Source organism: Ruegeria sp. CK1, from assembly GCF_056536545.1.
Window position 1 is genome coordinate 188,013 of sequence record NZ_JBQFPX010000004.1, and the last position, 25,170, is coordinate 213,182.

At 58.1% G+C, this 25,170-nt stretch carries 21 protein-coding genes; 11 read left to right on the plus strand and 10 right to left on the minus strand.

Annotated elements, in window-relative coordinates; genetic code table 11:
• Window positions 1-76: 76 nt before the first annotated feature.
• Both ACR0L3_RS11985 and ACR0L3_RS11990 read right to left on the minus strand, forming a co-directional pair.
• Window positions 77-490, minus strand: coding sequence for a group III truncated hemoglobin (locus tag ACR0L3_RS11985; protein ID WP_480745955.1), 414 nt, complete (start codon window positions 488-490; stop codon window positions 77-79).
• A 48-nt stretch (window positions 491-538) separates the two neighbouring features.
• Complete coding sequence (locus ACR0L3_RS11990; RefSeq protein ID WP_480745956.1) at window positions 539-3,457, minus strand: error-prone DNA polymerase; 2,919 nt, start codon at window positions 3,455-3,457, stop codon at window positions 539-541.
• 110 nt (window positions 3,458-3,567) lie between these two features.
• Between ACR0L3_RS11990 and ACR0L3_RS11995 the strand changes: the two genes are divergently transcribed.
• Window positions 3,568-4,032: a DUF1203 domain-containing protein gene (locus tag ACR0L3_RS11995; RefSeq protein WP_480745957.1), complete on the plus strand. Its 465-nt coding sequence runs from the start codon at window positions 3,568-3,570 to the stop codon at window positions 4,030-4,032.
• On the opposite strand, the gene ACR0L3_RS12000 is transcribed toward ACR0L3_RS11995, so the two are convergent.
• Entirely contained in the window at window positions 4,029-5,021 is a 993-nt protein-coding gene (locus ACR0L3_RS12000; protein WP_480746110.1) for an ABC transporter ATP-binding protein, read from the minus strand. The two genes, ACR0L3_RS11995 and ACR0L3_RS12000, sit on opposite strands and share 4 nt — an antisense overlap.
• An 87-nt stretch (window positions 5,022-5,108) precedes the next feature.
• Between ACR0L3_RS12000 and ACR0L3_RS12005 the strand changes: the two genes are divergently transcribed.
• From ACR0L3_RS12005 to polA, 3 genes are all read left to right on the plus strand, one after another.
• Window positions 5,109-5,285 carry a zinc-finger domain-containing protein gene (locus ACR0L3_RS12005; RefSeq protein WP_480745958.1) on the plus strand — a complete coding sequence of 59 codons (177 nt, stop codon included), beginning with the start codon at window positions 5,109-5,111 and terminating at the stop codon, window positions 5,283-5,285.
• A gap of 82 nt (window positions 5,286-5,367) precedes the next feature.
• The gene (locus tag ACR0L3_RS12010; protein ID WP_480745959.1) at window positions 5,368-5,850 is read left to right on the plus strand and encodes a hypothetical protein; all 483 of its coding nucleotides are present in this window, start codon (window positions 5,368-5,370) and stop codon (window positions 5,848-5,850) included.
• A 70-nt stretch (window positions 5,851-5,920) separates the two neighbouring features.
• Window positions 5,921-8,719 carry a DNA polymerase I gene (gene polA / locus ACR0L3_RS12015; RefSeq protein ID WP_480745960.1) on the plus strand — a complete coding sequence of 933 codons (2,799 nt, stop codon included), beginning with the start codon at window positions 5,921-5,923 and terminating at the stop codon, window positions 8,717-8,719.
• Between the two features lie 41 nt (window positions 8,720-8,760).
• Here the strand turns inward: polA and ACR0L3_RS12020 are convergent, their stop codons facing one another.
• Together ACR0L3_RS12020 and ACR0L3_RS12025 are read right to left on the minus strand one after the other, a co-directional pair.
• The gene (locus ACR0L3_RS12020) at window positions 8,761-8,991 is read right to left on the minus strand and encodes a DUF2798 domain-containing protein (protein WP_480745961.1); all 231 of its coding nucleotides are present in this window, start codon (window positions 8,989-8,991) and stop codon (window positions 8,761-8,763) included.
• A gap of 76 nt (window positions 8,992-9,067) precedes the next feature.
• Window positions 9,068-9,820, minus strand: a complete 753-nt coding sequence (locus ACR0L3_RS12025; RefSeq protein ID WP_480745962.1) for a hydroxypyruvate isomerase family protein — start codon at window positions 9,818-9,820, stop codon at window positions 9,068-9,070.
• A 182-nt stretch (window positions 9,821-10,002) separates the two neighbouring features.
• Here ACR0L3_RS12025 and ACR0L3_RS12030 point away from each other — a divergent pair, with 182 nt between their 5' ends.
• The gene (locus tag ACR0L3_RS12030) at window positions 10,003-10,941 is read left to right on the plus strand and encodes a DMT family transporter (RefSeq protein WP_480745963.1); all 939 of its coding nucleotides are present in this window, start codon (window positions 10,003-10,005) and stop codon (window positions 10,939-10,941) included.
• Here the strand turns inward: ACR0L3_RS12030 and ACR0L3_RS12035 are convergent.
• Window positions 10,938-11,516: a DUF1285 domain-containing protein gene (locus ACR0L3_RS12035; protein WP_480745964.1), complete on the minus strand. Its 579-nt coding sequence runs from the start codon at window positions 11,514-11,516 to the stop codon at window positions 10,938-10,940. The genes ACR0L3_RS12030 and ACR0L3_RS12035 overlap by 4 nt on opposite strands.
• A 64-nt stretch (window positions 11,517-11,580) precedes the next feature.
• Here ACR0L3_RS12035 and ACR0L3_RS12040 point away from each other — a divergent pair, with 64 nt between their 5' ends.
• The 4 genes from ACR0L3_RS12040 to ACR0L3_RS12055 are packed head-to-tail and all read left to right on the plus strand — an operon-like array spanning window position 11,581 to window position 18,258.
• Window positions 11,581-12,588 carry an AAA family ATPase gene (locus ACR0L3_RS12040; protein WP_480745965.1) on the plus strand — a complete coding sequence of 336 codons (1,008 nt, stop codon included), beginning with the start codon at window positions 11,581-11,583 and terminating at the stop codon, window positions 12,586-12,588.
• Window positions 12,585-13,460, plus strand: a complete 876-nt coding sequence (locus ACR0L3_RS12045) for a DUF58 domain-containing protein (RefSeq protein WP_480745966.1) — start codon at window positions 12,585-12,587, stop codon at window positions 13,458-13,460. Before ACR0L3_RS12040 ends, ACR0L3_RS12045 begins: the two co-directional genes overlap by 4 nt.
• On the plus strand, window positions 13,457-16,219 hold the full coding sequence (locus ACR0L3_RS12050; protein WP_480745967.1) for a DUF4159 domain-containing protein: 2,763 nt from the start codon (window positions 13,457-13,459) through the stop codon (window positions 16,217-16,219). Before ACR0L3_RS12045 ends, ACR0L3_RS12050 begins: the two co-directional genes overlap by 4 nt.
• Complete coding sequence (locus ACR0L3_RS12055; RefSeq protein WP_480745968.1) at window positions 16,216-18,258, plus strand: hypothetical protein; 2,043 nt, start codon at window positions 16,216-16,218, stop codon at window positions 18,256-18,258. Before ACR0L3_RS12050 ends, ACR0L3_RS12055 begins: the two co-directional genes overlap by 4 nt.
• On the opposite strand, the gene ACR0L3_RS12060 is transcribed toward ACR0L3_RS12055, so the two are convergent.
• Window positions 18,259-19,107 (minus strand): 2-keto-4-pentenoate hydratase, encoded by an 849-nt coding sequence (locus ACR0L3_RS12060; RefSeq protein ID WP_480745969.1) that lies wholly within the window; start codon window positions 19,105-19,107, stop codon window positions 18,259-18,261.
• 116 nt (window positions 19,108-19,223) lie between these two features.
• Here ACR0L3_RS12060 and ACR0L3_RS12065 point away from each other — a divergent pair, with 116 nt between their 5' ends.
• A complete protein-coding gene (locus ACR0L3_RS12065; RefSeq protein ID WP_480745970.1) occupies window positions 19,224-21,431 on the plus strand; it encodes a response regulator in 2,208 nt (735 codons plus the stop codon).
• Window positions 21,432-21,440: 9 nt separating this feature from the next.
• Entirely contained in the window at window positions 21,441-21,899 is a 459-nt protein-coding gene (locus ACR0L3_RS12070) for a VOC family protein (RefSeq protein WP_480745971.1), read from the plus strand.
• On the opposite strand, the gene yaaA is transcribed toward ACR0L3_RS12070, so the two are convergent.
• The 3 genes from yaaA to ACR0L3_RS12085 all read right to left on the minus strand — a co-directional run bounded on the left by yaaA (window position 21,890) and on the right by ACR0L3_RS12085 (window position 25,099).
• The gene (gene yaaA, locus ACR0L3_RS12075; protein WP_480745972.1) at window positions 21,890-22,660 is read right to left on the minus strand and encodes a peroxide stress protein YaaA; all 771 of its coding nucleotides are present in this window, start codon (window positions 22,658-22,660) and stop codon (window positions 21,890-21,892) included. The two genes, ACR0L3_RS12070 and yaaA, sit on opposite strands and share 10 nt — an antisense overlap.
• Window positions 22,661-22,693: 33 nt before the next feature.
• Window positions 22,694-24,733 (minus strand): DNA helicase RecQ, encoded by a 2,040-nt coding sequence (recQ, locus tag ACR0L3_RS12080; RefSeq protein ID WP_480745973.1) that lies wholly within the window; start codon window positions 24,731-24,733, stop codon window positions 22,694-22,696.
• A 78-nt stretch (window positions 24,734-24,811) separates the two neighbouring features.
• On the minus strand, window positions 24,812-25,099 hold the full coding sequence (locus ACR0L3_RS12085) for a YggT family protein (RefSeq protein WP_050605153.1): 288 nt from the start codon (window positions 25,097-25,099) through the stop codon (window positions 24,812-24,814).
• Window positions 25,100-25,170 lie beyond the last annotated feature (71 nt).

Genomic DNA, 25,170 nt, shown 5'->3' on the forward strand with positions numbered 1-25,170 from the left:
CTTGAGTAAACGCATTTAGCCCGTCCGCATAGCCCCTATTTTACCGCTAACATCGCAATGCCGTCATGTTGTGGCATCAACTCAGGATCGGCGGCGCATCCTTGGGCTGTCTTGCTGATTGTACGCCTGCCTTCATCCCGACTCCGATACGCCGGGCCAGTGCGACCCAAGGGGTTGCTGTTTCAGAAGGTAGGGTTTGACAAGCGACCTCTTCGAATAGGTCCAGCCAATGTGCGAACATTTCGGGCTGAACTTCGGGCCTTTCGCTATGGACCCGCTGCGGATTGCCGTTGTAGCTGCGCTCAAAAAGGATGGCGTTGCGCCAGAAGGCGGCGATCTTGTCCTCGTGCGCGGGCCAGTCATGAACGTGTTTGTTGAACACCCGACCAAGGACGGCATCCTCACGAACGCGGGCATAAAAGGCGTGGACCTGCGCGTTGATTTGACTGGGCGTCGCGGGAAAGCGCGGAGGCAAGTTGGGTCTGGTCATGACGGTCTCGGATTTCGACTCTGGCTAGGGTGATATCCGGGTCGGAGGTCAGGCAACAGGCGTGGTTTTGTTGCGTGGCTCCGGCGTCAGCAGATGTCGAATCAGGGCTACCGGATGAGCGCGCAGGCTGAGGCGGGTGGCGACGTAATCCTCGACCACCTGCTCGCCCAGCGTCATTTGCGGCAGATAAGCTTCGGGTTCATCCAGCGCTTCGCCTTCCAAGTCCTGTGAAAACAGCGGCAGAGGTTTTGCGGTGGCAATCGCCTTGGCCTGCCACAGCGCCTCGCGCCGGGTCAGGTCGCAGGCGGCAAAGGCGTCGGCCTCGGCCAGCCGTTCGATGACCGATGGGCCCAGACCTGCCCGACGCCACACATCGTCAACCTGATGATAACCATTGCCACGCGCGGCGGTCAGCCAGCTGGCGTCTTCCTCGCTGAGGCCCTTGATCTGGCGGAATCCCAGCCGCAGAGCCAGCCCGCCATGGCCGTCAAGCTCCATCACATTGTCCCAGAAACTGGCATTGATACAGACCGGGCGCACCTGAACCCCATGTTCCCGCGCATCGCGCACGATCTGGGCAGGCGCATAGAAGCCCATCGGCTGTGAATTGAGCAGCGCGCAGGCGAAGATGCCGGGATGGTGGCACTTGATCCAGGCCGAGGCATAGACCAACAGTGCAAAGCTGGCTGCGTGGCTTTCGGGGAAGCCGTACGAGCCGAAGCCTTCAATCTGGGAAAAACAGCGCTCGGCAAAATCATCGTCGTACCCGTTACGCTTCATGCCGCGCAGGAACAGCGCACGGAATTCGCTGACGGACCCATGTTTCTTGAAGGTTGCCAGAGATCGCCGCAGCCGGTCGGCCTGCTCCGGGGTGAACCCAGCACCGACAATGGCGATCTGCATTGCCTGTTCCTGAAACAGCGGCACGCCCAGTGTTTTACCCAGCACCTCACCCAGTTCGTCCGAGGGGAAGCTGACCTCTTCCTCTCCGTTGCGGCGGCGGATATAGGGGTGGACCATGTCGCCTTGAATCGGGCCGGGGCGGATGATGGCGACCTCGATCACCAGATCGTAGAAATTGCGCGGCCGCATCCGGGGCAGGAAGTTCATCTGTGCACGTGATTCCACCTGAAACACGCCGATACTGTCGGCCTTGCACAGCATGTCATAGACCGCCGGGTCCTCGGGCGGCAGAGTGGCCAGCGTATAGCTGGTCTGGTGGTGCTGCCCGATGAGATCAAACGCCTTGCGGATGCAGGTGAGCATCCCGAGGCTGAGCACATCGACCTTGAGGATGCCCAGACTGTCGATGTCATCCTTGTCCCAGCAGATGACCGTGCGGTCCTCCATGGTGGCGTTTTCGATGGGGACAAGCTCGTCCAAACGTCCCTCTGTGATGATGAAGCCGCCCACGTGTTGAGACAGGTGGCGGGGGAAACCGTCGATCTCATACACCAACATTAGAGTCTGTTTCAGTCGAAGATCATCGGGGTCGAGGCCAATCTCGCGCATCCGTTTGGCTTCCAACCCTTTGGCGGAAAAGAAGCCCCAGAGCTGTGAAGAGAGCGCTGAGATGGTATCTTCGGTCAGGCCCATGGCACGGCCAACCTCTCGGATGGCGCGTTTGCCGCGATAGTGAACAACCGTAGCGCAGAGGCCGGCGCGTTCGCGACCATAACGGTCATAGATGTGCTGGATGACCTCCTCTCGGCGTTCATGTTCGAAATCCACGTCGATATCGGGTGGCTCATCGCGGGCTTCCGAGACGAAGCGTTCGAAGACCATTGTGCCCATCTCGGGGCTGACCTCGGTGATGCCGAGGCAGAAGCAGACCACCGAATTGGCGGCTGACCCGCGCCCCTGGCAGAGGATATCGCGGGACCGGGCGAAGTGGACGATGTCGCGCACGGTCAGGAAATAGGGCTCATATTTCAATTTGCCGATGAGGGTGAGCTCATGCGCCAACATCTTCTTGGCCTTCTCAGACGCGCCCGCCGGATAGCGCCATTTCAGCCCTTCATGCGCCAGACGGTGCAGGCGTTCAGTTGGGGTTTCCTGCTCATCGCCCTCGCTGGGGTATTCATAGCGCAGCTCGTCCAGCGAGAAGGTGAGTTGTTCGCTCAGCTCATGGGCGCGGGCAACAGCGCCCTCGTGACCTTTGAAGATACGCAGCATTTCGGCCTTGGATCGCAGGCGCTGTTCACCATTGGCCAGCGCGTCGCGACCCAGATCATCCACCTTGCGGCGCAAGCGGATGGCGGTCACCACATCGGCCAGCTTGCGGCGGGCACCGTGATGCATCATCGGCGTGGCGCTGGCGAGGGTAGGTATACCAAGCTGCTTGGATTTAGTCTCTAATAAAGAAAAATATGTACCATCTGCACCATCATATCGAGGGTGCATCAATAGATGCATCCGCCCGGCAAAGCGGCGCGTCAGCTGTTGTGCTTGTGTCCGCCACGCGCTCGCGCCGCCCGGGGACCGGTCCGCCTGTGGCCAGAGGAGTAGGTGCAGACCGTCGGAGAATTCCAGCAGATCCGACATGTGCAGGATGCAGTCGCCTTTCTCGGCGCGCAGGCGGCCCACAGACAGGATACGGCACAGGTTGCCCCAGCCCTGCCGGTTCAGGGGCAGGGCGGTGACGGTGGGTGCGTCGGTGAAGATCAGCCGCGCTGCCGGGATCAGGCGCGGCACGGCGTGGATCGGATAGGAGGGCGGTTTGGGGATGTGATCGGGACAGGGCGGGCCGATGGATGTGTTCTGCGCCTCCCACTCCAGCCGTTCGCGCACTTTGCGGGCAATTTCGCGCCCTTGGGTATGGGCGCGCACGATCCCGGCGACCGAGTTGTCATCGGCAATTGCGATGGCAGGCAGGCCCAGGGTGACGGCACGCTCCATGTATTCCTCGGGGTGCGAGGCCCCGGTGAGGAAGGTGAAGTTCGATGTGATCGACAGCTCGGCATACATGGCGACTCCATATTATATTCACGTTTTGTTCTTTTTCGAGTCCTTTGCGCAGGAACCGGGTCGCTTGGGGCTGAACCGCTAGTGATAGTTGGGAAAAAAGGAGACCCAATATGTTCAAGATCACTGCATTGCCAACCGACGAAGTGCGCGCCCTTCAGGATGGCGGGCCGGATGCCTATGGCGCCACCCCTGAGCGTGCCGTTTCAACCGGCGCAGGCAATCCTTGCCGTCATTGTCTGAAAAACATTCCTGAAGGTAAGGAGATGCTGATTTTAGCGCATCGCCCTTTTTTTGAGACACATCCTTATGCTGAGACCGGTCCGATCTTCCTATGTGCCGCGCCCTGCGAACGGCACGAGGGTGCAGGGATACCAGAGATTCTGACCACATCCCCAGACTACCTAATCAAGGGCTACGGACAGGACGATCGCATCGTTTACGGCACCGGGATCGTCACGCCCACAGATCGAATGAGCGCAGCGGTGGCGGAAATCTTTGCGCGCCCAGGTGTGGCGTATATCCATGTCCGCTCGGCCCGGAACAATTGCTACCAAGCGCGAATCGAACGGGCTTAGAGCTTGACCCGGTGAATCCCCCGGTGCGGTTGATCCTGATCCTCTGCAGGAGGATCATCCGCACGTGATGAGGTGAGGGAAAGAAAGACATCCTCAAGGTCCGCCTCCTCGGTACGAACATCGCGAATGCGAATACCAGCGGTGCGCACGGATTCCAGCACCTGTTCGGCGCTGGTCTGAGCGCTGCGGTATTGCAGAACGAGGTTGCCGTCCTCGCGCAGCGTGGCCTCTACGCCTTGTGCTGCGGGCAATTCAACAACGGGGCTGTCGGGCGAGATCACCATAGTTCGGCTGTCCATGCGGCCCAGCAGATTGGCGGTGCTGTCCTGTGCGATCTTTTCACCGTGGTTGATGATGGCGATCTCGTCACACATTTCCTGTGCTTCTTCCAAATAATGTGTAGTCAGGATGATGGTCATGCCCTGTTCGTTCAGATTGCGCACGTTAGTCCACAGCATCTGGCGCAGTTCGATATCCACGCCCGCCGTTGGTTCATCCAAGACCAGAATCTTCGGATGGTGCACTAGCGCCTTGGCCAGCAGAAGGCGACGCCGCATACCCCCCGATAGGGTGCGGGCGTAAGCCTCGGCCTTGTCGCTGAGGCCGACCAGTTCCAGAATCTCATCGCTGTGGCGCTGGGCTTTGGGTACACCGTACAGTCCAGCTTGAACCTCAAGCGCGCCGCGCGGGGTGAAGAACGGGTCGAGGTTCAGCTCTTGCGGCATGACACCGATGGCAGCACGGGATTGTCGTGGGTGCCGATCTTGATCGAAGCCCCAGATCGACACTTTACCCGACGTTTTAACCACAAGACCGGCCAGGATGTTTATCAGAGTCGATTTTCCCGCCCCGTTCGGCCCCAACAGGCCAAAGACTGATCCGCGCGGGACCGTCAGATCGAGACCCTTCAGTGCGTGCTTTTCGGGCTGACCCTTGCTGGCGCGATAGGTCTTGCGCAGTCCTTCGATCCTGATTGCCGCATCACTCATGTGACCCTTGCCCCCGGTTTGCTCATCGCTCATAAACGCACCTAATGCATGCCCGCGAGGCCGACAACCGAAGAAGGATCGCCAGCCGTGACCATCGAAGCGCCGGAAACCAAGATCGTCGAGACCACCCGTGTTGCCTGTGATGGCGGCGAAGGTGCATTGGGCCATCCGCGCGTCTGGCTGCAGATTCCCGAGGATACCGGCTGGGTTGAGTGTCCTTATTGCGATTGCAAGTATGTTTTGAAGGGCACAAAGTTGGGCTGATTGCCCGTCCGACCGGGTTTCGCCCAAATCTCGCCGCGTTTTGCATGGTAATGCGTTGGTGCAACCATTGTAGGTTAGTTTGATGACCGACGTTTCTGCAACAAGCGCAGCCAGCCCAGTGTTTGGCTGGATCGGCTTTTCCATGGCAGCCGCAGCGCTGTTTGCAGCACTGTTCACTTTTTGGGCCGGACCGTTTGCACCTCAGCAATCCGCCGGCGTGTCGCTGGGTGAGTTGGCCGCAGAGATCGGAAAATCCACTCTCCGTGCCGCTGCAGGGCTGGAACAGCCTGAACCCGTCGCTCAAACCCGCGATCTCGATGATTTCCTGCGGATTGGCGTTGCCATGCTGGGCGGACTGGCGATTGTTATCTCAGTGATTGGTATTCTGCGCCATGAACGGATGCGCCCTGCGATTGCGGGTGTCGCCATAGGCACCGGCGCAATCCTGTTCCAGTTCTTCGCGTTCGCCTTTTTCGCCTTCCTTGGCGTGCTGGTAATCATGGCGCTGCTAAACAGCTTTTCGGATTTCTTTTCTGATCTTTTTGGCGGCCTCCTTGGTGGCTAACGCACGTTCCTGACTGGTCAGCCGCTTGCCCCTGTGGCAGAACCATCCCTGACCGACAGGGAGAGCGCGCATGAGCGAATTTGGAAAAGGGTGTCACCTGCATCTGATCGATGGATCGGCCTTTATTTTCAGGGCCTATCACGCGCTGCCGCCGTTGATGCGTAAGTCTGACGGGTTGCCGATCGGGGCGGTTTCGGGTTTTTGCAACATGCTGCAGAAATATGTCGAAGGAAACGCCGGGCCGGATGCGCCGACCCATGTTGCGGTGATCTTCGACAAGGGATCGCACACGTTTCGCAACGACCTTTACGATCTCTACAAGGCCAACCGTGAGGCGATGCCCGAGGACCTGCGCCCGCAAATGCCGCTGACCCGCGAAGCGACAAAGGCGTTCAACATAGCCTGCAAAGAGCTTGAGGGCTATGAGGCCGACGACATTATCGCAACTTTGGCCGTACAGGCGCGAGAGGCGGGGGGGCGCGTCACCATTGTCAGTTCCGATAAGGACTTGATGCAGTTGGTCGGCGGTGGCGTGGAAATGTTGGATGCGATGAAGAATAAGCGCATCGACCGGGACGGGGTTTTCGAGAAATTCGGCGTTGGCCCAGAACGGGTGGTCGATGTGCAGGCATTGGCCGGGGACAGCGTTGACAACGTGCCTGGGGCTCCGGGTATCGGGGTCAAGACAGCAGCCTTGTTGATCAATGAATACGGTGATCTGGAAACGCTACTGGACCGTGCTGAAGAGATCAAACAACCTAAGCGCCGCCAGACGCTGATCGAAAAACGCGACCAGATCGAGCTATCGAAGAAGTTGGTGCAGTTGGATGAGAACACACCGCTAGATTTCACTCTGGACGATCTGGAGGTGAAAGACCCCGATGCCGAGACCTTGCTGGGTTTTTTGGCTGAAATGGAATTCCGCACCCTCACCAAGCGCATCGCCGACAAGTTGGGGGCCGAGGCTCCGGTGATTGTCGATGCACCTGCGCCGGAGGCCGAGGTGCAAGAGGCTGAAGCGCTGCCGTTTGATGCCTCGAAATACGAATGTGTCCGCGATTCCGGTGCCTTGCAGAAATGGATCGATCGGGCTTACGAACGCGGTTGGGTCGCCGTCGATACCGAAACAACTGGTCTGAATGAAATGATCGCTGATCTTGTCGGCATTTCTCTGTGCGTTGAGGTGGGTGAGGCCTGTTACATCCCACTGACCCACCGCGACGGGGCTGCCGATGATCTGTTCGGCTCGGACGCGCTGGCCGAGGGACAGATGCCGTTGGACGAGGCTCTAACCCTGCTAAAACCAATGCTTGAGGACCCGTCGATTCTGAAGATCGGGCAGAACATGAAATACGATGCCAAGATTTTTAGGCGCTATGGAGTCGACGTTACTCCGATCGATGACACGATGCTGATGTCCTACGCGATGCATGGGGGTGAGCATGGGCACGGTATGGATACGCTGTCAGAGCGATACCTGAGCCACACGCCGATCCCGATCAAGCCGCTGCTCGGGTCGGGTAAGTCGGCGATCACCTTCGACAAGGTACCCATTGACGAGGCGACGGCCTATGCCGCCGAGGATGCGGACATCACCCTGCGCCTTTGGAAAGTGTTCAAACCGCAATTGCATCAAGTGCAGGTGACAACTGTTTACGAGACACTCGAACGGCCTCTGGTGCCGGTTCTGGCCGAGATGGAGATGCACGGTATCAAGGTAGACCGCGACGTGCTGTCGCGCATGTCCAACGCGTTTGCGCAGAAAATGGCAGGGTTAGAGGCTGAAATTCACGAGCTGGCCGGAGAGAACTTTAACGTCGGCTCACCCGCGCAGTTGGGTGAGATCCTGTTCGACAAGATGGGGCTTGAAGGCGGCAAGAAGGGCAAGACCGGGAAGTACTCGACCGGGGCTGACATCCTTGAAGACCTTGCGACCGAGCATGAATTGCCGCGTCGAGTGTTGGACTGGAGACAGCTTAGCAAACTGAAATCGACGTACACGGATGCGCTGCAAACCCATATAAACCCCGATACGGGGCGGGTGCATACATCTTATTCGATCACCGGGGCGAACACGGGGCGTCTTGCCTCGACCGACCCGAATTTGCAGAACATCCCAGTGCGCACCGAAGAAGGGCGACGCATTCGCGAGGCGTTCATTGCCGAACCGGGCAATGTGCTGGTCAGCCTCGACTACAGCCAGATTGAGCTGCGCATTCTGGCGCATATCGCCGATATACCGGCTTTGAAACAGGCGTTCTCGGATGGCTTGGATATTCACGCCATGACCGCGTCCGAGATGTTCGATGTGCCGCTGGACGAGATGACACCGGACATCCGCCGCCAGGCTAAAGCGATCAACTTTGGTGTGATCTACGGCATCTCGGGCTTTGGTCTGGCGCGCAACCTGCGCATTCCGCGCACCGAAGCGCAGGGGTTCATTGACCGCTATTTCGAACGATTCCCGGGTATTAGAGCCTATATGGACGACACCGTCGCCTTTGCCAAAGAGCATGGGTATGTACAGACGCTGTTTGGGCGTAAAATCCACACGCCTGAGATTAACGCAAAAGGTCCGCATGCCGGATTCTCGCGCCGGGCGGCGATCAATGCGCCGATTCAGGGAACGGCAGCGGATGTGATCCGACGTGCGATGGTTCGTATGCCAGATGCGATTAACGGCCTGCCCGCAAAAATGCTGCTGCAAGTACACGACGAATTGCTGTTCGAAGTGGCCGAAGACTCGGTGGATCAGGTGATCAGCGTCGCACGTGATGTGATGGAGGGGGCTTCGGATCCGGCGGTGAAGTTGGACGTTAAGCTTATCGTGGACGCCGGTCAGGGCGCGAACTGGGCCGAGGCGCACTAACTGTCAAACGGCGCCGCTCATCAGGCTCTCTTCGCAGTTGGTCAGGTCTCGGGCCTGACCAAGAGTGCCACAAGACGACGAGTCAGAGGGGCAACGAACAGCACCACCGCGAAGGCCACCGGCCAGCTGATGCTCCACGCGCCCATCCAGCTGGAAATTGTGTCCGGACCCAACCCGATTTCTTTGACCGTTGCGATGCAGGTTACGATGCAGGACATCATGCCGGACAGGATCAATCCAAACAGGACGGGAGCAAAGCGAGCGGGAATCATACGGCTCTTCCTTTTCTTGTTTGCAACTCCGTATGCGATATTCGAAATGCGAAAGCCAGTTCGCTGACGCACATGGTCACCGCATCCAATGCAGAGAGGCGTCGGTGCGCCCGGACGAAGGCGTGTATTCGGCGCTAACCCAGCCGGTATAGCCGCTGTCGTCAATCGCCGCGAACAGTGCCGGGAAGTCAGTGTCGTCGCGACCCGGTTCTGAGCGGTCGGGAGCGGCCCCGATCTGGGCATGTGCGATCCTAGGGCGGAAACGTTCCCAGATCGCCTGTGCATCGCCGTGAATCATTTGAGAGTGGAAACTGTCATATTGCAGACCGACATTCGGGCGATTCACGCGGTCCAAAACCTGCGCTGCCAATTCATAGTCGTTTAGGAAATAGCCGGGCTGTGACACTGGGTTTAGGGGCTCGATTGTGAAATGTTGCTGTGGCGCGAAATCTGCGGCCCATTGCAGGTTGCGCACGAAACAATCCTGTGCGTCCTGTCCCGAGGTATAGCCTGACATGATGTGGATCAGCCCCGGCTTGAGAATGTCGGCATATCGCAGGACACGGCGGATGTCTGATTGGAACCGAGCTTCGCCCCCCGAAACAGCGGCATAGCCGGGCTTACCTCCGGTGTAATTCGGTGGCGGTGCGTTGATCAGCACCAGTTCAAGTCCATTTTCCACGAGGGCGTTGCGGGTTTCCTTAGCGGCCAATTCGTAAGGAAACAGGATCTCAACAGCCTTGAAACCGGCTTCGGCCGCGGCCTGAAAACGCTCCAGATACGGCAACTCAGTAAAGAGCAATGAGATGTTGGCGGCAAATTTAGGCATGAGCGGTCTCGGTGCAGTGGTGGTCGGAACTTAGCGCTGCGGTGAATTCGAGGGAAGGGGGCCAAAAACGACAGATTGTCGAAAATCGGCCAGATCACTCGGAATGAATCAGAGAGTTTGAGGACAATGCGGCGAATCATTTTCAGATCGCCGTGCCAACAAAAGGTTTGATCACGATGGCGATGAGCCCAGAACCCGTGCGCGGGAACGCTCTTTCGATGTCTGCAGGCAAGAACACTGCCTTATCCGGCAATGGTTTGGCGGTGGCATCGATGCTGACGTGGGCTGCCGGGTTTCCGGCGGCCGAGGTGTTATTGCAAACTTGGCATCCCGTAACTTTGTTTGCCGCCCGACTGGCGCTGGCGGTTGCTGTCATGGTGCCGATCTGGCTGCTGATTGACGGGCCGCGCCGCATGGTCGACGCCCGTTGGATGCGTGCGATGTTCGTCGGCGGGTTCGGGATCGGGTTGGGCATGGTCCTTTTGATCGTGGCGCAAAAAGTAACCGATCCTGTGACTGTGGCCATCATCGCCTCTTGTGCGCCACTGATGGCGACCCTGTTGGAAATGGCGGCGGGTACACGACGGTTACGCTGGAATTTCGCGCTGGGGGTGCTTGTGTCAATTGTCGGCGGTTTGATTGCGACCAGCGCGGTAGCTCCGGCACAGTTGGGTCTGGGCGCTGCCCTTGCCATTGTGTCAACCGGCCTGTTTTGCTGGGCCAGCATGGCAACTGCACGGGACTTCCCCGAACTGAGCCAGACTGGCCGCGCCACGATCACCTTTATCGGTGGGTTGGTCATGGCCTCGGTCCTGCTGTCTGGGTCTGCGTTGCTGGGAATGGGCGTGATGCCCAAAACCGCGTTTGATGTTCAACAGGCTGGGATGCTGGTGATTTATGCTTTGATATCGATGGGGCTGAGCCAAGTATTTTTCATTGCATCCGTTGGAAAGTTGGGCGTTGCTCTGACCTCATTTCATATCAACATTGCGCCATTCTACGTCATGGTGATTATGGTGATTTTGGGTGAAGAGTGGAACAGCACCCGAGCGTTGGGTGCCGGGATCGTTGCGCTGGCTGTGGTGTTGGCGCAGGATCGCCGGGCATCCCGCATTGGTTAGTCCGGCAGATCAGCAGATCGGATGAGTGGAAAAAACTGACCTTTAGACCAGACGCCGAACCAGTCATCCTTGTGCACGGCGATGTGCACGAGCCGGTAAAAACTCTTCCGGTCGATCCGCGCCTCAAGGTTCGCGCGTATCAATATGTAAGGCGATGGCTCTTCTGTTTCCGGGTCAATGACAATTCGGATCGGGTGGTCAGGTCCGGCAATGGCGGTATCTTCGACTTGAGTGGTAAATGCCAGGGTTTGCGACGCACCTTCACCCTCGGCTTCGAAATCTACTGCAACAAAAGGCGCATCCTCGACCGTGATTCCAACCTTTTCAACTGGGGTCACAAGAAAATATTTTCCGTCTTCTTTCTTAAGAATTGAGGAAAATAGCTTTACAAGCTCGAACCGGTTGATGGGTGACCCTAAGTAACTCCATGTGCCATCTTTAGCGATCCGGATGTCCAGATCGCCGCAAAACGGAGGATTCCATAGGTGAACGGGCGGCAAACCCTTGGTTTTGGCTGCTTTGACTGATGCAGCCAGGCCATCAGGTGAAGGAGTAACAGGTTTTTGTCCGCTCATTGCTTTTGCCATTTCCTCTCAACGCGATACACTTCAATCATAATAGTCCACGGAAGGGAAAGTCATGACCGAACCTGCCGACCTCGTGTCCGAGATCGAAGCGCTTGAAGTCAAACTGCAAGAGGCCAAGTCCTCGATCACTCGTCGCTTTATCGGACAGGAGAGGGTTGTGGACCTGACCCTGACCGCGTTGCTGTGCGGCGGGCACGCCTTGTTGATTGGGTTGCCAGGTTTGGGAAAGACACGGCTGGTCGAAACGCTTTCGACGGTTATGGGTCTGCATGGCAATCGCATTCAGTTTACGCCTGACCTGATGCCCGCCGATATCCTGGGGTCCGAGGTTCTGGACACCGCCGATGACGGATCACGGCACTTCAGGTTCATTTCTGGCCCGATCTTTTGTCAGCTGCTTATGGCGGATGAGATCAACCGCGCCAGCCCGCGGACCCAATCGGCGTTGTTGCAGGCGATGCAGGAACGGACCGTGACCGTAGCCGGTGAAGACCGCTCGTTGGGCGAGCCTTTCCATGTGCTGGCCACGCAGAACCCCATCGAACAAGAGGGCACGTATCCGCTGCCCGAAGCGCAGCTGGACCGGTTCCTGGTTCAGATCGACGTGGAATACCCCGACCGTCAGACCGAGCGTGATATCCTGCTGGCGACGACAGGCGTTGAAGAAGATGAAGCGCATGAGATTTTCACGAAGGAAGAGTTATTGGCCGCGCAGGTGTTGCTGCGCCGGATGCCTGTCGGTGAATCGGTGGTCGAACTGATACTGGATCTGGTTCGCGCGTTCCGGCCAGAGGAACAGGGTGTGTCCGAGCGTGTTGCTGAGACCGTGGCCTGGGGTCCAGGCCCCCGTGCGGCACAGGCGCTTATGATGACGGTCCGTGCGCGTGCGATGCTGCAAGGTCGACTGGCCCCGAACGCCGAGGATGTGCTTGACATGGCGCGTCCCGTTCTCAGCCACCGGATGGCGCTGAACTTTGCGGCCCGAGCACGCGGTGACAGTCTGTCTGATCTAATCGAAACTACAGCCGCCAGTCTGGTCCGTGCCGAGGCAGCGGCGTGAATGCCGCGCTGACCCTTCGCGAAAGATCCGAGGCCGAAGCGTCCCGGCTGCCGCCGTTATTGGCTCGGGCCGAACATCTGGCTGGAACCGTCCTTTTGGGCGATCACGGGCGCCGGCGTTCGGGCCTTGGTGACGATTTCTGGCAATACCGCCCGGCGCAAATCGGTGACAGCCGCCGGATGATCGATCATAGACGATCAGCGCGTGGAGATCAGCAATTCGTGCGTGAACGGGAATGGCAGATTGCGCAATCGGTAATGTTGTGGGTGGATCAGGGTGCATCGATGCGTTTTTCATCGGGCAAAAACCATCCGACTAAAGCCGATCGTGCACGTTTGCTGGGGTTAGCCACGGCCATCCTATTGGTAAGAGGAGGCGAGCGCGTGGGCCTGACCGGTACCACTCTGCCGCCTCGGCGTGGCAACGCGCAGATCATCCGACTGGCACAGGCATGGTCTGAAGATGCTGAGCCCGATTATGCGCCGCCCGAACACCGGGCCATGATCCCACATGCCCGCGCAGTGTTCATATCCGATTTCCTTGGCCCCTTGGATGAGGTTGAACTGGCACTGACCAAAGCTGCCGACCGCGGTGTGCGGGGTGTGCTGTTACAGGTTCTTGATCCGGGCGAAGAAACTTTCCCTTATCGTGGCCGAACGATTTTCGAAAGCGTAGCCGGGTCCGTTCGGCACGAGACTCTCAAGGCCGGGGATTTGCGCGACCGCTATCTGGAGCGTCTTGCGAAACGTAAAGATTCGCTGACGCAGCTGTGCCGCTCAACGGGCTGGCAACTGGGTTTGCATCACACGGGGGATAGCGCTCAAGCGGCTCTGTTATGGATCTATCGGGCCTTGGATGGGGGAACGCGATGACGATTCTAGCGGGCATCGGGTTTACCGCGCCATGGGTGCTGTTGGGGCTGCTGACCCTGCCGATCCTGTGGTTGATTCTACGCGCGGTACCGCCTGCTCCGATCCGCAGGTTGTTCCCGGCGGTGACATTGCTGTTGGGCCTGAAGGACGACGAAAGCGTCTCGGATCGTACCCCGTGGTGGCTGTTGCTGCTTCGGATGCTGGCAGCGGCTGCAATTATCATCGGTCTGGCCGGGCCGGTTCTGAATCCGTCGCGGGATGAGACCGGATCGGGGCCTTTGCTGCTGGTATTAGATGCAAGCTGGGCAGGAGCGACACGGTGGTCCTCAACACTTGACCAAATTGATGCGCAACTGACCGAAGCCGGACGAGCGGGACGAACTGTCGCCATTATAAGCCTGACAGATCCCGAAACGCCCGTATTTCAGGCCGCAGAAGCGTGGCGTGGCCGCCTGCCGGGCCTGACGCCGAAGCCGTGGCAACCGACCGACGCGCAAGTTGATCAGGCATTGGCTGCCGTTAACCAGTTGGACGGAGGTTTTGATACGCATTGGTTCAGCGACCAACTTGCCTATGAAGGGCATGATAGGTTGCTTGCTGCGCTGCAGGCGCGTGGCGGAGTGACGGTTTTTCAATCAGCGGCCTCGGTGCTGGCGATTCTGCCCGCCGCATATCAGGACGGGGTGATCCAGTTGACTGTTCAGCGGGCTGAGCCGGGCCCGAGTGAAAGTCTAACTGTACGGGCACAAGGTCGCGATCCAGCGGGTGCGATGCGGGTTTTGCAATCGACTGAGGTGGAATTGCCGACCGGAGAAACGCAAGCACAGTTGGATCTGGCGCTGCCGTCCGAACTGCGTGCCCGGATCACGCGTTTCGAGATTCAGGGCCAACGATCCGCCGGTGCGGTAACTTTAACCGATGACAGTTTGCGCCGTCGTGAGGTCGCTCTGATTGCCGGCACGCTCAACCGCGAAGGGTTGGAGCTTTTGTCGCCGCTTCACTATTTGACCCAAGTGCTGAGCCCAACAGCTGATTTCGTCGAAGGCGGATTGTTAGAGGTGTTGCCTGCGAATCCAGACGTAATTGTCTTGGCCGATGTTGCGAAGATGTCCGATGGCGAACAGGCCGCGTTGGTGGAATGGGTGGAGCAAGGCGGTTTGTTGCTGCGCTTTGCGGGTCCGCGTACCGCGGCCAGTGATTTGGGCCGCGATGCCGAGGATACTTTGTTGCCCGTACGCTTGCGCAGCGGGGGTCGTTCGGTTGGCGGTGCAATGAGCTGGGGTGAAGCCAAAGGGTTGGCACCCTTCCCCGAGAACTCTCCGTTTTTTGGTTTGCGCGTACCTGAGGATGTGACGGTCGCCACGCAGGTCATGGCGCAACCAGACCCTAATTTGGCGGATCGGGTGATTGCCTCCCTTTCAGACGGCACGCCGTTGGTCACGCGTAAGTCCTTGGGGCTGGGGCAGGTGGTGTTATTCCACGTCACTGCGGATGCGGAGTGGTCGACTCTGCCGCTGTCGGGTCTTTTTGTTGAAATGCTGGACCGTCTGGCCGTGGCTTCGGCTGCAAAATCTCGCGAGGATGCGCAGTTGCAGGGCACCACGTGGGAACCGATCCAAGTTATGGACGGCTTTGGCACCCTATCGGATGCGGGTAACTTGGCAGGAGTGGACGGAGTCGATCTGATCTCAGGCGCGATTGGTCCGGATTTGCAGCCCGGTCTTTACGAAAGTGGCAAGCAGAAGTTAGCTCTTAACGTTCTATCCGAAGAGTCAGTGTTGAATCCCATTGTTTGGCCTTCGGATGTGCCGATCAAGGGACAGGACATAGCCAGTGAAACGCCTGTCGGAGGAATTCTGCTGAGCCTCGCATTGCTCTTGCTTACAATTGACGTAATCGCCTCGCTGGCTTTGTCGGGCCGTCTTGGGCTGGCCAAGGCTGCAGCGATCATGTTGGGGGCTGTGCTGCTGGTGCCCGAGGCGCATGCGCAGACGCCAGACGAGACCGATTTTGCTCTGAATGCCACGCAAGAGCTGGTGCTTGCCCATGTCTTGACCGGTAACGCGCAGGTTGACGATGTGGCGGGCGCAGGCATGCGTGGGCTGGCACAAACATTGTTCTATCGTACCTCGGTTGAGCCTGCCGAACCCATTGGTGTCGATCTTGAGCGTGATGAACTTGCGTTCTTTCCACTGCTCTACTGGCCGATCACGCCTGACCAGCCGCAGCCTTCGGCTGAGGCGTATGCCAAATTGAATGCTTACTTGCGATCGGGTGGCATGATCCTGTTTGATACGCGTGATGCAGATATCGCGCGGTTTGGCGCCTCCAGCCCCAACGGGCGCAAGCTGCAACAGCTTGCGGCACCCCTTAATATTCCCTCTTTAGAGCCGGTCCCCCGAGACCACGTGCTGACACGCGCCTTTTACCTGCTGCAGGATTTTCCAGGCCGGTATGCGGGCACCGAGGTTTGGGTTGAAGCCGCTCCGTTGGACGCTGAACAGATCGAGGGCATGCCCTTTCGTAACCTCAACGACAACGTGACGCCGATCGTCATCGGTGGAAATGACTGGGGCGCGGCTTGGGCCGTGGATCGCAACGGGCAGGCGTTGTTGCCGGTGGGACGTGGTTATGCTGGTGAACGCCAACGCGAGCTGGCCAATCGTTTTGGCGTCAACCTAGTGATGCATGTGCTGACCGGGAACTATAAATCAGACCAGGTGCATGTGCCTGCGCTTCTGGACAGGTTGGGACAATGACAGGAACCATCATCTTTGATCCGCTGATACCGTGGCCCGTTCTTGCCGTTGTCGCCTTGATCGCGGTGACCGGGGTTGTTCTTGCTTTGTGGCGCGGCCTGTCCGGCTGGGCATTGCGAGGACTGGCGGCTTTGGTCGTGATCGCCGCGCTGGCTGGGCCAGTTTATCAAGTCGAAGACCGCGCGCCGCTGACTGATATTGTGCTTATGATCGAGGATGAAAGCGCCAGCCAGACCCTCTCGGACCGGGCCGAGCAAACGGCGCAGGCGGCTGAAGAATTGGCCGCCGAGATCGAATCCAGAGACAATACAGAGTTGCGGCGGATCAAGGTCGGTGACGGAGACGGTGATGAAGGTACGCAGGTCATGGCCGCCTTGAATGCTGCATTGGCCGAAGAACCACGCGCCCGGATCGCCGGTATTCTCGTCGTGTCGGATGGCATTGTGCATGACGTTGACCAGACACCGGACTTACCTGCGCCGATGCATCTGTTGCAAACCGGGCGTGAAAACGATTGGGATCGCCGTCTGATCGTCCGCAACGCACCCGCCTTTGCCATCATTGGCGAACCCGTCACGTTGACTCTGCGTGTCGAAGACAGCGGTGCCGCGCCCGTTGGTGCCGCGAGCGCGCCGCTCGAGATTTCGGTGGATGGGGCTGAGCCGGAGCAGTTTAGCATTCCGATCGGCGTTGATGTCGAATTGCCTATCACGCTGCCCCATGGCGGCCGCAACGTTATTCAGTTTACGGTGCCGCAAGCCGAAGGCGAGTTGACCGACCGTAACAACACCGCGTTGATCCAGATGAATGGTGTGCGTGACCGATTGCGCGTTCTGTTGGTTTCCGGCGAACCGCATCCCGGAGGGCGGACTTGGCGCAACCTACTGAAATCTGACAGTTCAGTCGATCTTGTGCACTTCACCATCCTGCGACCACCTGAAAAACAAGACGGCGTGCCAGTGGATGAACTTTCACTGATCGCTTTCCCAACGCGTGAGCTGTTTCTGGAAAAGATCAACGACTTCGACCTGATTATCTTTGACCGATACAAGCGCCGCGGCATTCTGCCTGCGATCTATCTGGACAACGTCACAAATTATATCAATGACGGCGGCGCGGTGCTGATTGCGGCGGGGCCGGATTTTGCCAGTGCAGACAGTATCTTTCGCTCTCCTCTGGCGTCGATCCTGCCAGCTCAACCAACGGCCAGGGTGATCGAGGAACGCTTTGTCCCAATGGTCACCGATCTTGGGCATCGCCATCCGGTAACGACTGATCTTGGTGACTCTGAAGATTGGGGTGCTTGGTTACGCCAAATCGACGTTAATCACCGCACAGGCGAGCTGTTGATGACGGGTGTCGATGAACGCCCGTTGCTGGTTTTGGATCGTGTGGGTGAAGGGCGTGTGGCGCTGCTGGCCTCGGACCATGCCTGGTTGTGGAGCCGCGGGTTCGAGGGCGGCGGGCCGCAGCTGGAACTGCTGCGACGTCTGGCCCATTGGATGATGAAAGAGCCTGAGTTGGAGGAAGAAGCCCTGTGGGCCGAAGCCAACGGGCAAGCCATGCGCATCATTCGCCAGACGTTAGAGGATGAAGTTGGGCCAGTCACGATCACGCGCCCCAACGGAGAAACGCTTGAAATTACCCTGGATGAGGTGTCTCCGGGCCGGTTCGAAGCTATTTATTTTGGACCTGAGATCGGCCTCTATCGTCTGCAGGAAGGGGTTCAGATGGCTGTGATCGGCCTCGGGCCAGCCGCGCCGAAAGAATTTGAGCGCACCATCGCTACTCCTGAGATTCTAAACCCCGTATTGGCCCAACTTCGCGGCGGCGCGGTCCGGCTGGAAGAGGGGCTTCCGTCGATCCGCAACGTCCGCGCCGGGCGTCCTGCCGCTGGGCGAGGGTGGATAGGCCTGACCCCGCGCGAGGCATACGAAACACGCGACGTCACACAGGCTGGTCTGCTACCGCCGTGGTTGGTTTTAGTTCTGGCGGGCGGTTTCCTGTTAGGAGGGTGGCTGCGCGAGGGGCGGCGTTGATTATTCAAACACAACGCTGACTGAAGGATTGCCGGGAAGGCCCTCATAGGTGACGGATGCGCCACCCTTGCCTTTTGCGGGCGGCATGAGCGGACCGAAAGACCCGACGGAAATAAGATCGCCGGGCTTAAACTCGATCCCTTTTGACCTCAACCATATGGCGGCGTTCGCTGGATGATCCAAAACCGCTGTACCCGGAGCCTTTGCCAGAACCTCACCATCTGCGGCGCTAAGCGTGACGGTCATTTCCGCAAGCGCGCTCGTGATTGCCTCGGCGTCCGCGATAGGGATTTCAGAGCCCAACACACCCAGTTTCGGCGCGACACCGATGGCGGTCAGCGTCACAGGTGTGATCGGTTCCCCTTCGGCCAACGTCAGATCGGGCAGTTCGATGAAAGGGCGGATCGCTGAGATATTCGCCATTACCTCTGAAGGTGTGGTTGCTTGATTGATGCCGGAATCCCCGACAACCAACACCAGATCGGCCTCAAACACCGGACGAGCTCCCCAAACTGAGGGTACTGTTGCCCCGTCCTCAATCATCATGTCGCGGAACAGGACGCCCTGAACCGGTTCAGTAGCCCCAAACCGTTCTTGTGCAGGAGCGCTGGTTAGTCCAGCCTTGTAGCCAATCACCGGACCTAAATGCGGCTCTAACGCAGAGACTACCTTTGCTTGCGTGCAAAGCGCGTCCTCCATGCTGCCATCGGCAGACAGCGCAGCGGTGGGCGTATTGGACAGGTAATCCTGAACGTATCTTTCAATCTGCTCATCTGTTGCACATTCTGCCCAAGCCTGAGTGCCAAACGCGACTGCGCAAAGAAAAGAAAAACACTTTGGATAGTGCATGACTGACCTCCGAATTTCTGGAACTCTGTCACACGTCGTGGATGAACGGCAACGGCTTAAGCACTTCTTCACGCTCTGCTCGGATGCTGATCTCAAAGTATCAGGGATCAGCAAATATGAGTCTTGCAACCAAACTGGCGCAGGAACGGCGCGCGCGGCTAGCGGCTGAGCGGCTGTTGGAGATGAAGCAAGCCGAGTTGTCGGCGGCCAATCGCAAGCTGGGCTTGCATGCGATGGCGTTGACCAAACGCATCGGAGAAACCCAAGCCGAGGTTGAGACGGTGCGCGACGAGAATGAAAAGGTCAAATCAGATTTAACGCTGGCCAACGCCAAAATCGAAGTGGCAGAGCGCCGTTTGTGGCATTCGATGCAGACAATTCAGGACGGTTTCGCGTTTTTCGATGACCAAAGCCGCCTGTTAGGCGCCAACGCGGCTTATCTCAGCCTATTTGACGGGTTGGAGGAAGTGGCACCGGGTATTTCATATGCGCATATTCTTGAGGTTCTGACCAACGAAGGGTTGGTCGACATCGGTGCGGAAGCTTCAGCGGATTGGCAGGCCCGCATGCTAGAGCGGTGGGCGCAGCCACAACCGGAGTCCGTGGTGATCAAACTGTGGAACGGCGAGTACTTCAAGCTGATCGACCAACGCGGAAGCGGGGGTGAAGTGGTCAGTCTGGGCTTGAATATCACCGCTTCTGTTCGTCATGAAACCGAGTTGAAAACTGCTCGTGAACGGGCAGAGGCAGCGAACCGGGCGAAGTCAGCCTTTCTGGCCAATATGAGCCATGAGATCAGAACCCCGATGAATGGCATTGTCGGAATGACCGAGCTGATGTCAGAGACGCCGCTGGACGACGAACAACGGCTCTACCTCAACACCATCCGCAACTCGGGTGAGGCGCTGCTTGTGATCATTAATGACGTACTCGATTATTCCAAGATCGAGGCCGACAAGCTGATCATTCACCCCGAACAATTCGATTTTGAACGCTGCATTCTTGAGGTTGCGATGCTGTTGCAGCCCAGTGTGCGCGATAAGGGGCTATGTTTACTTATCGATTATGACCTGTTCTTGCCGACCCTGATTGTAGGCGATCCGGGGCGTGTCAGGCAGGTGCTGACGAACTTGGTGGGCAACGCGGTAAAGTTTACGTCCGAAGGGCATGTTCTAATCCGTGTCACAGGTGTGCCGAATACAGAGACACGCACCTGCGATATCCACGTGGCGATTGAGGATACCGGGATCGGTATAGCCCCCGATAAGGTTGGGCATATCTTCGGTGAGTTCAATCAAATTGAAGACCAGGCGAACCGTGAATTCGAAGGTACAGGCCTAGGGCTGGCTATCACGAAACGGCTGGTTGATTTGATGGGAGGGTCGGTCTGGGTCGAAAGCAATCCAGGGCAAGGGTCGTGTTTCGGGTTTCGGGTATCGTTGCCGACAGCAGAAGGGCCGCAACCTGCGCCACCGGATCTGGCGGGTCGTCTGAACCACGTGATCCTCGTCGAGGATTTGGCCGTAAACCGCGCCATTCTGACAAAACAACTTAGCAGACTGGGTTCTCGGGTCACCGTCTGCGCGTCTGGGCGCGAAGCACTAGCCGCTGTTGATAACAGTGTCGATCTGGTGCTCTGTGATCATGATCTGCCCGACATGGATGGGCTTGAACTGGCCGTAACACTTAAAGACCGGGGTTGGGCCGATTTGCCGGTGGTTGTGATGTCAGCTAATCCCGGCGTTATTCATGCCGACCCAGCCCGGCATCTGATTGAAGGGGTCTTACAAAAACCCATCCCTCGGGCCGAACTCTATTCGCGGCTGACCATGTTGGAGCGTCCTACGGCCTCGCCAAAGGCTGTTTCCGCAGATACGGAACCGCAACTGACGCAGTCGGGCGGTAACCACAGGAAAATGCGCGTTTTGGCGGCCGAGGATAATCGGACCAATCAACTCATTCTGCAAAAAATGGTCAAAGACCTGAATATTGACCTGCAATTTGCAAGCAATGGGCTTGAGGCCGTTGAACAGTATCTGGCCTTTGAGCCGGATCTCATCTTCATGGACATTTCGATGCCCAAGATGGACGGCAAACAGGCAACCGCGGAAATTCGGCGACACGAGATCGAAACGGGACGCCATGTGTCGATTGTCGCTTTGACCGCGCATGCCATGGCCGGGGATGATCAAGGTATTCTGTCCGCTGGGTTGGATCACTACCTGACGAAACCGCTGCAGAAGCGCAAAATTCAAAAGATGATTCTGGATCACCAGCCCAAGGACGCCCTGCCCGTCATTGCCAAACAAGTAGAGCCTGAATAGGCTAAAGCCATGACAGATCGTGGATTTTACCCTCGCGCTCTTGGCGAGATTGCCATTCGATGCGCCGATATGGCGGCGATGGTGACGTTCTATGAAAACGTGATTGGGCTAAAGCGCCTGACTGGCGATCATAACAGCGCCATCACATTCTTTCGCATTGCAGAAGGGTTTGGCGGGCACACACAGGTGTTGGCTTTGTTTCATCACACGGCGGCTCCACGGCCCGGGTTGTATCCTACGGGTGCCGATACGCCAACAACCGGGGCGGGGTCATCCTTGCACCACATAGCGCTCTCGTTGCCATTTGATGAACAAGAGGCGGTGATGCGGTGGTACGACAAGATCGGGCAACCCTATCGGGTTGAGCAGTTCGGCTGGATCGGATGGCGTGGTATCTTCACCGAAGACCCCGAGGGCAACACGGTCGAATTGGTCGCCTATGACCCCTCGATGCTGGATCAGGCCTGATAAGGGCGCACGAAAACGGGTTTATCCTCTTCAGATAATTCAGGGCGATACTCATAGCCTCCGGCGTCGAAATCCAGCAGGCCTTTTGGATCGGTCAGACGGTGCTGAATGATATGGCGTGCCATCGCGCCGCGCGCTTTTTTGGCGAAAAAGCTGACGATTTTTGGCGTGCCCGCTTTATCTTCCATGAAGACCGGTGTGATGACGCGTAGTTTCAACGCTTTGGGATCTACCGCGCCGAAGTATTCCTGACTTGCACAGTTCACCAGAACATCCGAGCCGATCTCGTTGCCTTGCGTGTTCAGTGCCTTGCTCAGTTGATCCCGCCAGTATTCATAAAGGTTCTTACCGCGCCGGGTCTTAAGTTTGCTGCCCATCTCAAGCCGGTACGCCTGAATAGCATCCAAGGGACGCAGAACTCCGTATAGGCCTGACAGAATGCGAAGATGATCCTGTGCCCAAGCCATTTCCTCAGGGTCCAATGAGGCTGCTTCCAGGCCCTGATAGGTGTCACCGGCAAAGGCCAGCGCGGCCGGGCGGGTTAGATCAGCACCGGGCGTATCCGAGAAGGCGCGGTATCGGTCGCGATTTAAGCGGGCCAGATCATCGCTGAGGTCCATCAGCTTTTTCAGATCGCCCAGAGTCAGGTTGCGGGCGGTTTTCGATAGGCGGATCGCGTCGTCCTGAAAATCGGGTTGTGTGACTTCAACGTCTCTCACTGCCCAGTCCAGCCTTTTGGCCGGGGAAATCACTACCAGCATGTTCGCCCTCGTTCCTTACCTGTCCCGTGGTATCTAGCCCGCGTGTCGCAGTACGTCCAGAAACGCCGCACCAAACCGTTCGTGGCGGCGATCACCAAGAACTTGTTCCATCCCGCGCGGGTCGTCGGAACGCAACTGTGCGACCTTGGCCAATTGCGATGCAGAGCAGGTCAGGGGTTTGTCGATCCCATCCGGGCCGCGTACCAGATTGTTTTGCACGGCCAGCAATTGGTCGTAGATATCCCCTTGATCCCTTCCCGCCAGTTTTCGGCGGGCCGGATGCAGGGTTTCGGCCTCTCCGGCAATGACCTCAAGAAAGGTATCCCCGTATCGTTCCAGCTTTTTCGCGCCGACACCGCCAATTCGGGCCATCTCATCCAGCGTCATGGGGCGTTTTTCAGCCATTTCGATCAGGGTGCGGTCAGGAAAGATGACATAGGCAGGCACACGAGCGGATTCGGCCAGAGCCCTGCGCTTGGATTTGAGCGCGCTGAGCATCGGTGCATCTTCTTCGGACACCATCATTTTGACGGCCGGACGACGAGTGGCCTTGCGGATCGTGTCCTTGCGCAGACTGATATTTGCCTCGCCTTTCAGGATAGGCTTGGCCGTTTCGGTCATACGCAGCGCGCCGTGGCGTTCGGGATCGGGGCGCACAAGGTCGTGCCCCATCATTTGCCGAAAAATTGCCTGCCATTGCGGGCGAGACCATTCCTTGCCGATGCCCCATGTTGAGAGGTTGTCGTGTCGGCGGGCGCGGATTTTATCAGTTTCATTTCCCAACAAGATGTCGATCAAGTGGCCCGCGCCGAACCATTCCTCGGTTCGCAGAATGGCGGATAAGGCCATACGAACGGGGGTGGTTCCGTCGAACACTTCCGGAGGAGTATCGCATAGATCGCATTTGCCACACGGCTCGGCCTGTTCGCCAAAATAGCCTAGCAAAGACTGCCGGCGACACGCCAGCGCCTCGGCCAATCCCAACAAAGCGTTCAAGCGCGCATGATCTGCCATGCGTCGTTCGGGCGGGGCCAAGCCTTCGTCGATCTGAGAGCGGCGCAGGCGGATGTCATCCGGGCCGAACAGGGTGAATGTCTCGGCAGGGCCGCCATCTCGGCCAGCGCGGCCAATCTCTTGGTAATAGGCTTCAATAGACTTGGGCAGGTCCGCATGGGCGACCCAGCGGATATCGGGCTTGTCGATACCCATGCCAAACGCCACGGTGGCGACGACGATCAGCCCATCCTCACGCGCGAAACGGGTTTCCACAATGCGGCGATCCTCGGCCTCCATGCCCCCGTGGTAGTGGCAGGCCGAGTGGCCTTCGGTCCGCAAAGCCTGCGCTAATACCTCGGTTTTATTGCGGGTCCCGCAATAGACGATGCCCGATTGACCTTTGCGGGCGGTAGCGAAGTCCAGAATTTGTTTGCGCGGACCGTCTTTGGCCGCAAAGGCCAGATGGATATTGGGTCGGTCGAACCCTCGTAAGAACTTGCGCGGCGCGGCGCCATCAAACAGTTTTTCGACGATCTCATCCTGCGTTTCCGCATCCGCCGTGGCGGTGAAGGCGGCCAGCGGCACATCCAATGCGCGCCGCAGCTCTCCGATGCGCAGGTAATCCGGGCGGAAATCATGGCCCCACTGGCTGACGCAGTGGGCCTCGTCCACGGCGATCAGGCTGACATTGATCCGCCGCAGCATGCCCAAGGCTGATCCGGCGGCTAGCCGTTCGGGCGCCATATAAAGCAGTTTCAGCCGCCCGGCTTCCAGTGTCTCCCAAACCGCGTCGGTTTCCTCGGGTGTATTGCCCGAGGTCAGCGCCCCGGCTTCGACGCCTGCTTCTTGCAGGCCGCGCACTTGATCTCGCATGAGGGCAATCAGAGGCGAGATCACTACTGTCACCCCATCGCGCAGCAGGGCGGGCAGCTGATAACACAAGGATTTACCGCCCCCGGTGGGCATGATGGCCAACACGTTTTCACCCAGCGTGACGGCATCGACGATTTCTTCCTGTCCGGGGCGGAAGTCGTCGAATCCAAAGACATCTCGCAGCAATGGTGCGGCGTCGAACATGTGTGGAGTTGCCCTGTTTTAAGGTTTATCTGCTCTTAAGACAGGACAATCACATACTGAGATTCAGTGAACAAGAGGTCAATAGAAATAGGGCGCGTTATTGATCAGGATGATCCGCAGCGCGTAGACCCCGATCAACACCACCAAAGGTGTCAGGTCTAGGCCACCCATATTGGGCAAAATGCGTCGGATTGGGCCATAAATAGGCTCGAGTATCCGGTTCAGGCCGTACCAGATTTGCGCGACCAGTTGCTGGTGCAGGTTGAGGACCTGAAAGTTGATCAGCCAGCTCATGATTACATGGGCCAGGATGATGAACCAGACAATGTCCAGGATCAGCAGCAGAATTTGGATCAGCGACAGCATAGGGCCTCCGGATTTGACGTCTGTCGAGACCTAAGCGCCCCCGCGACAAAGAGCAAGCCCGCGCCAACAGA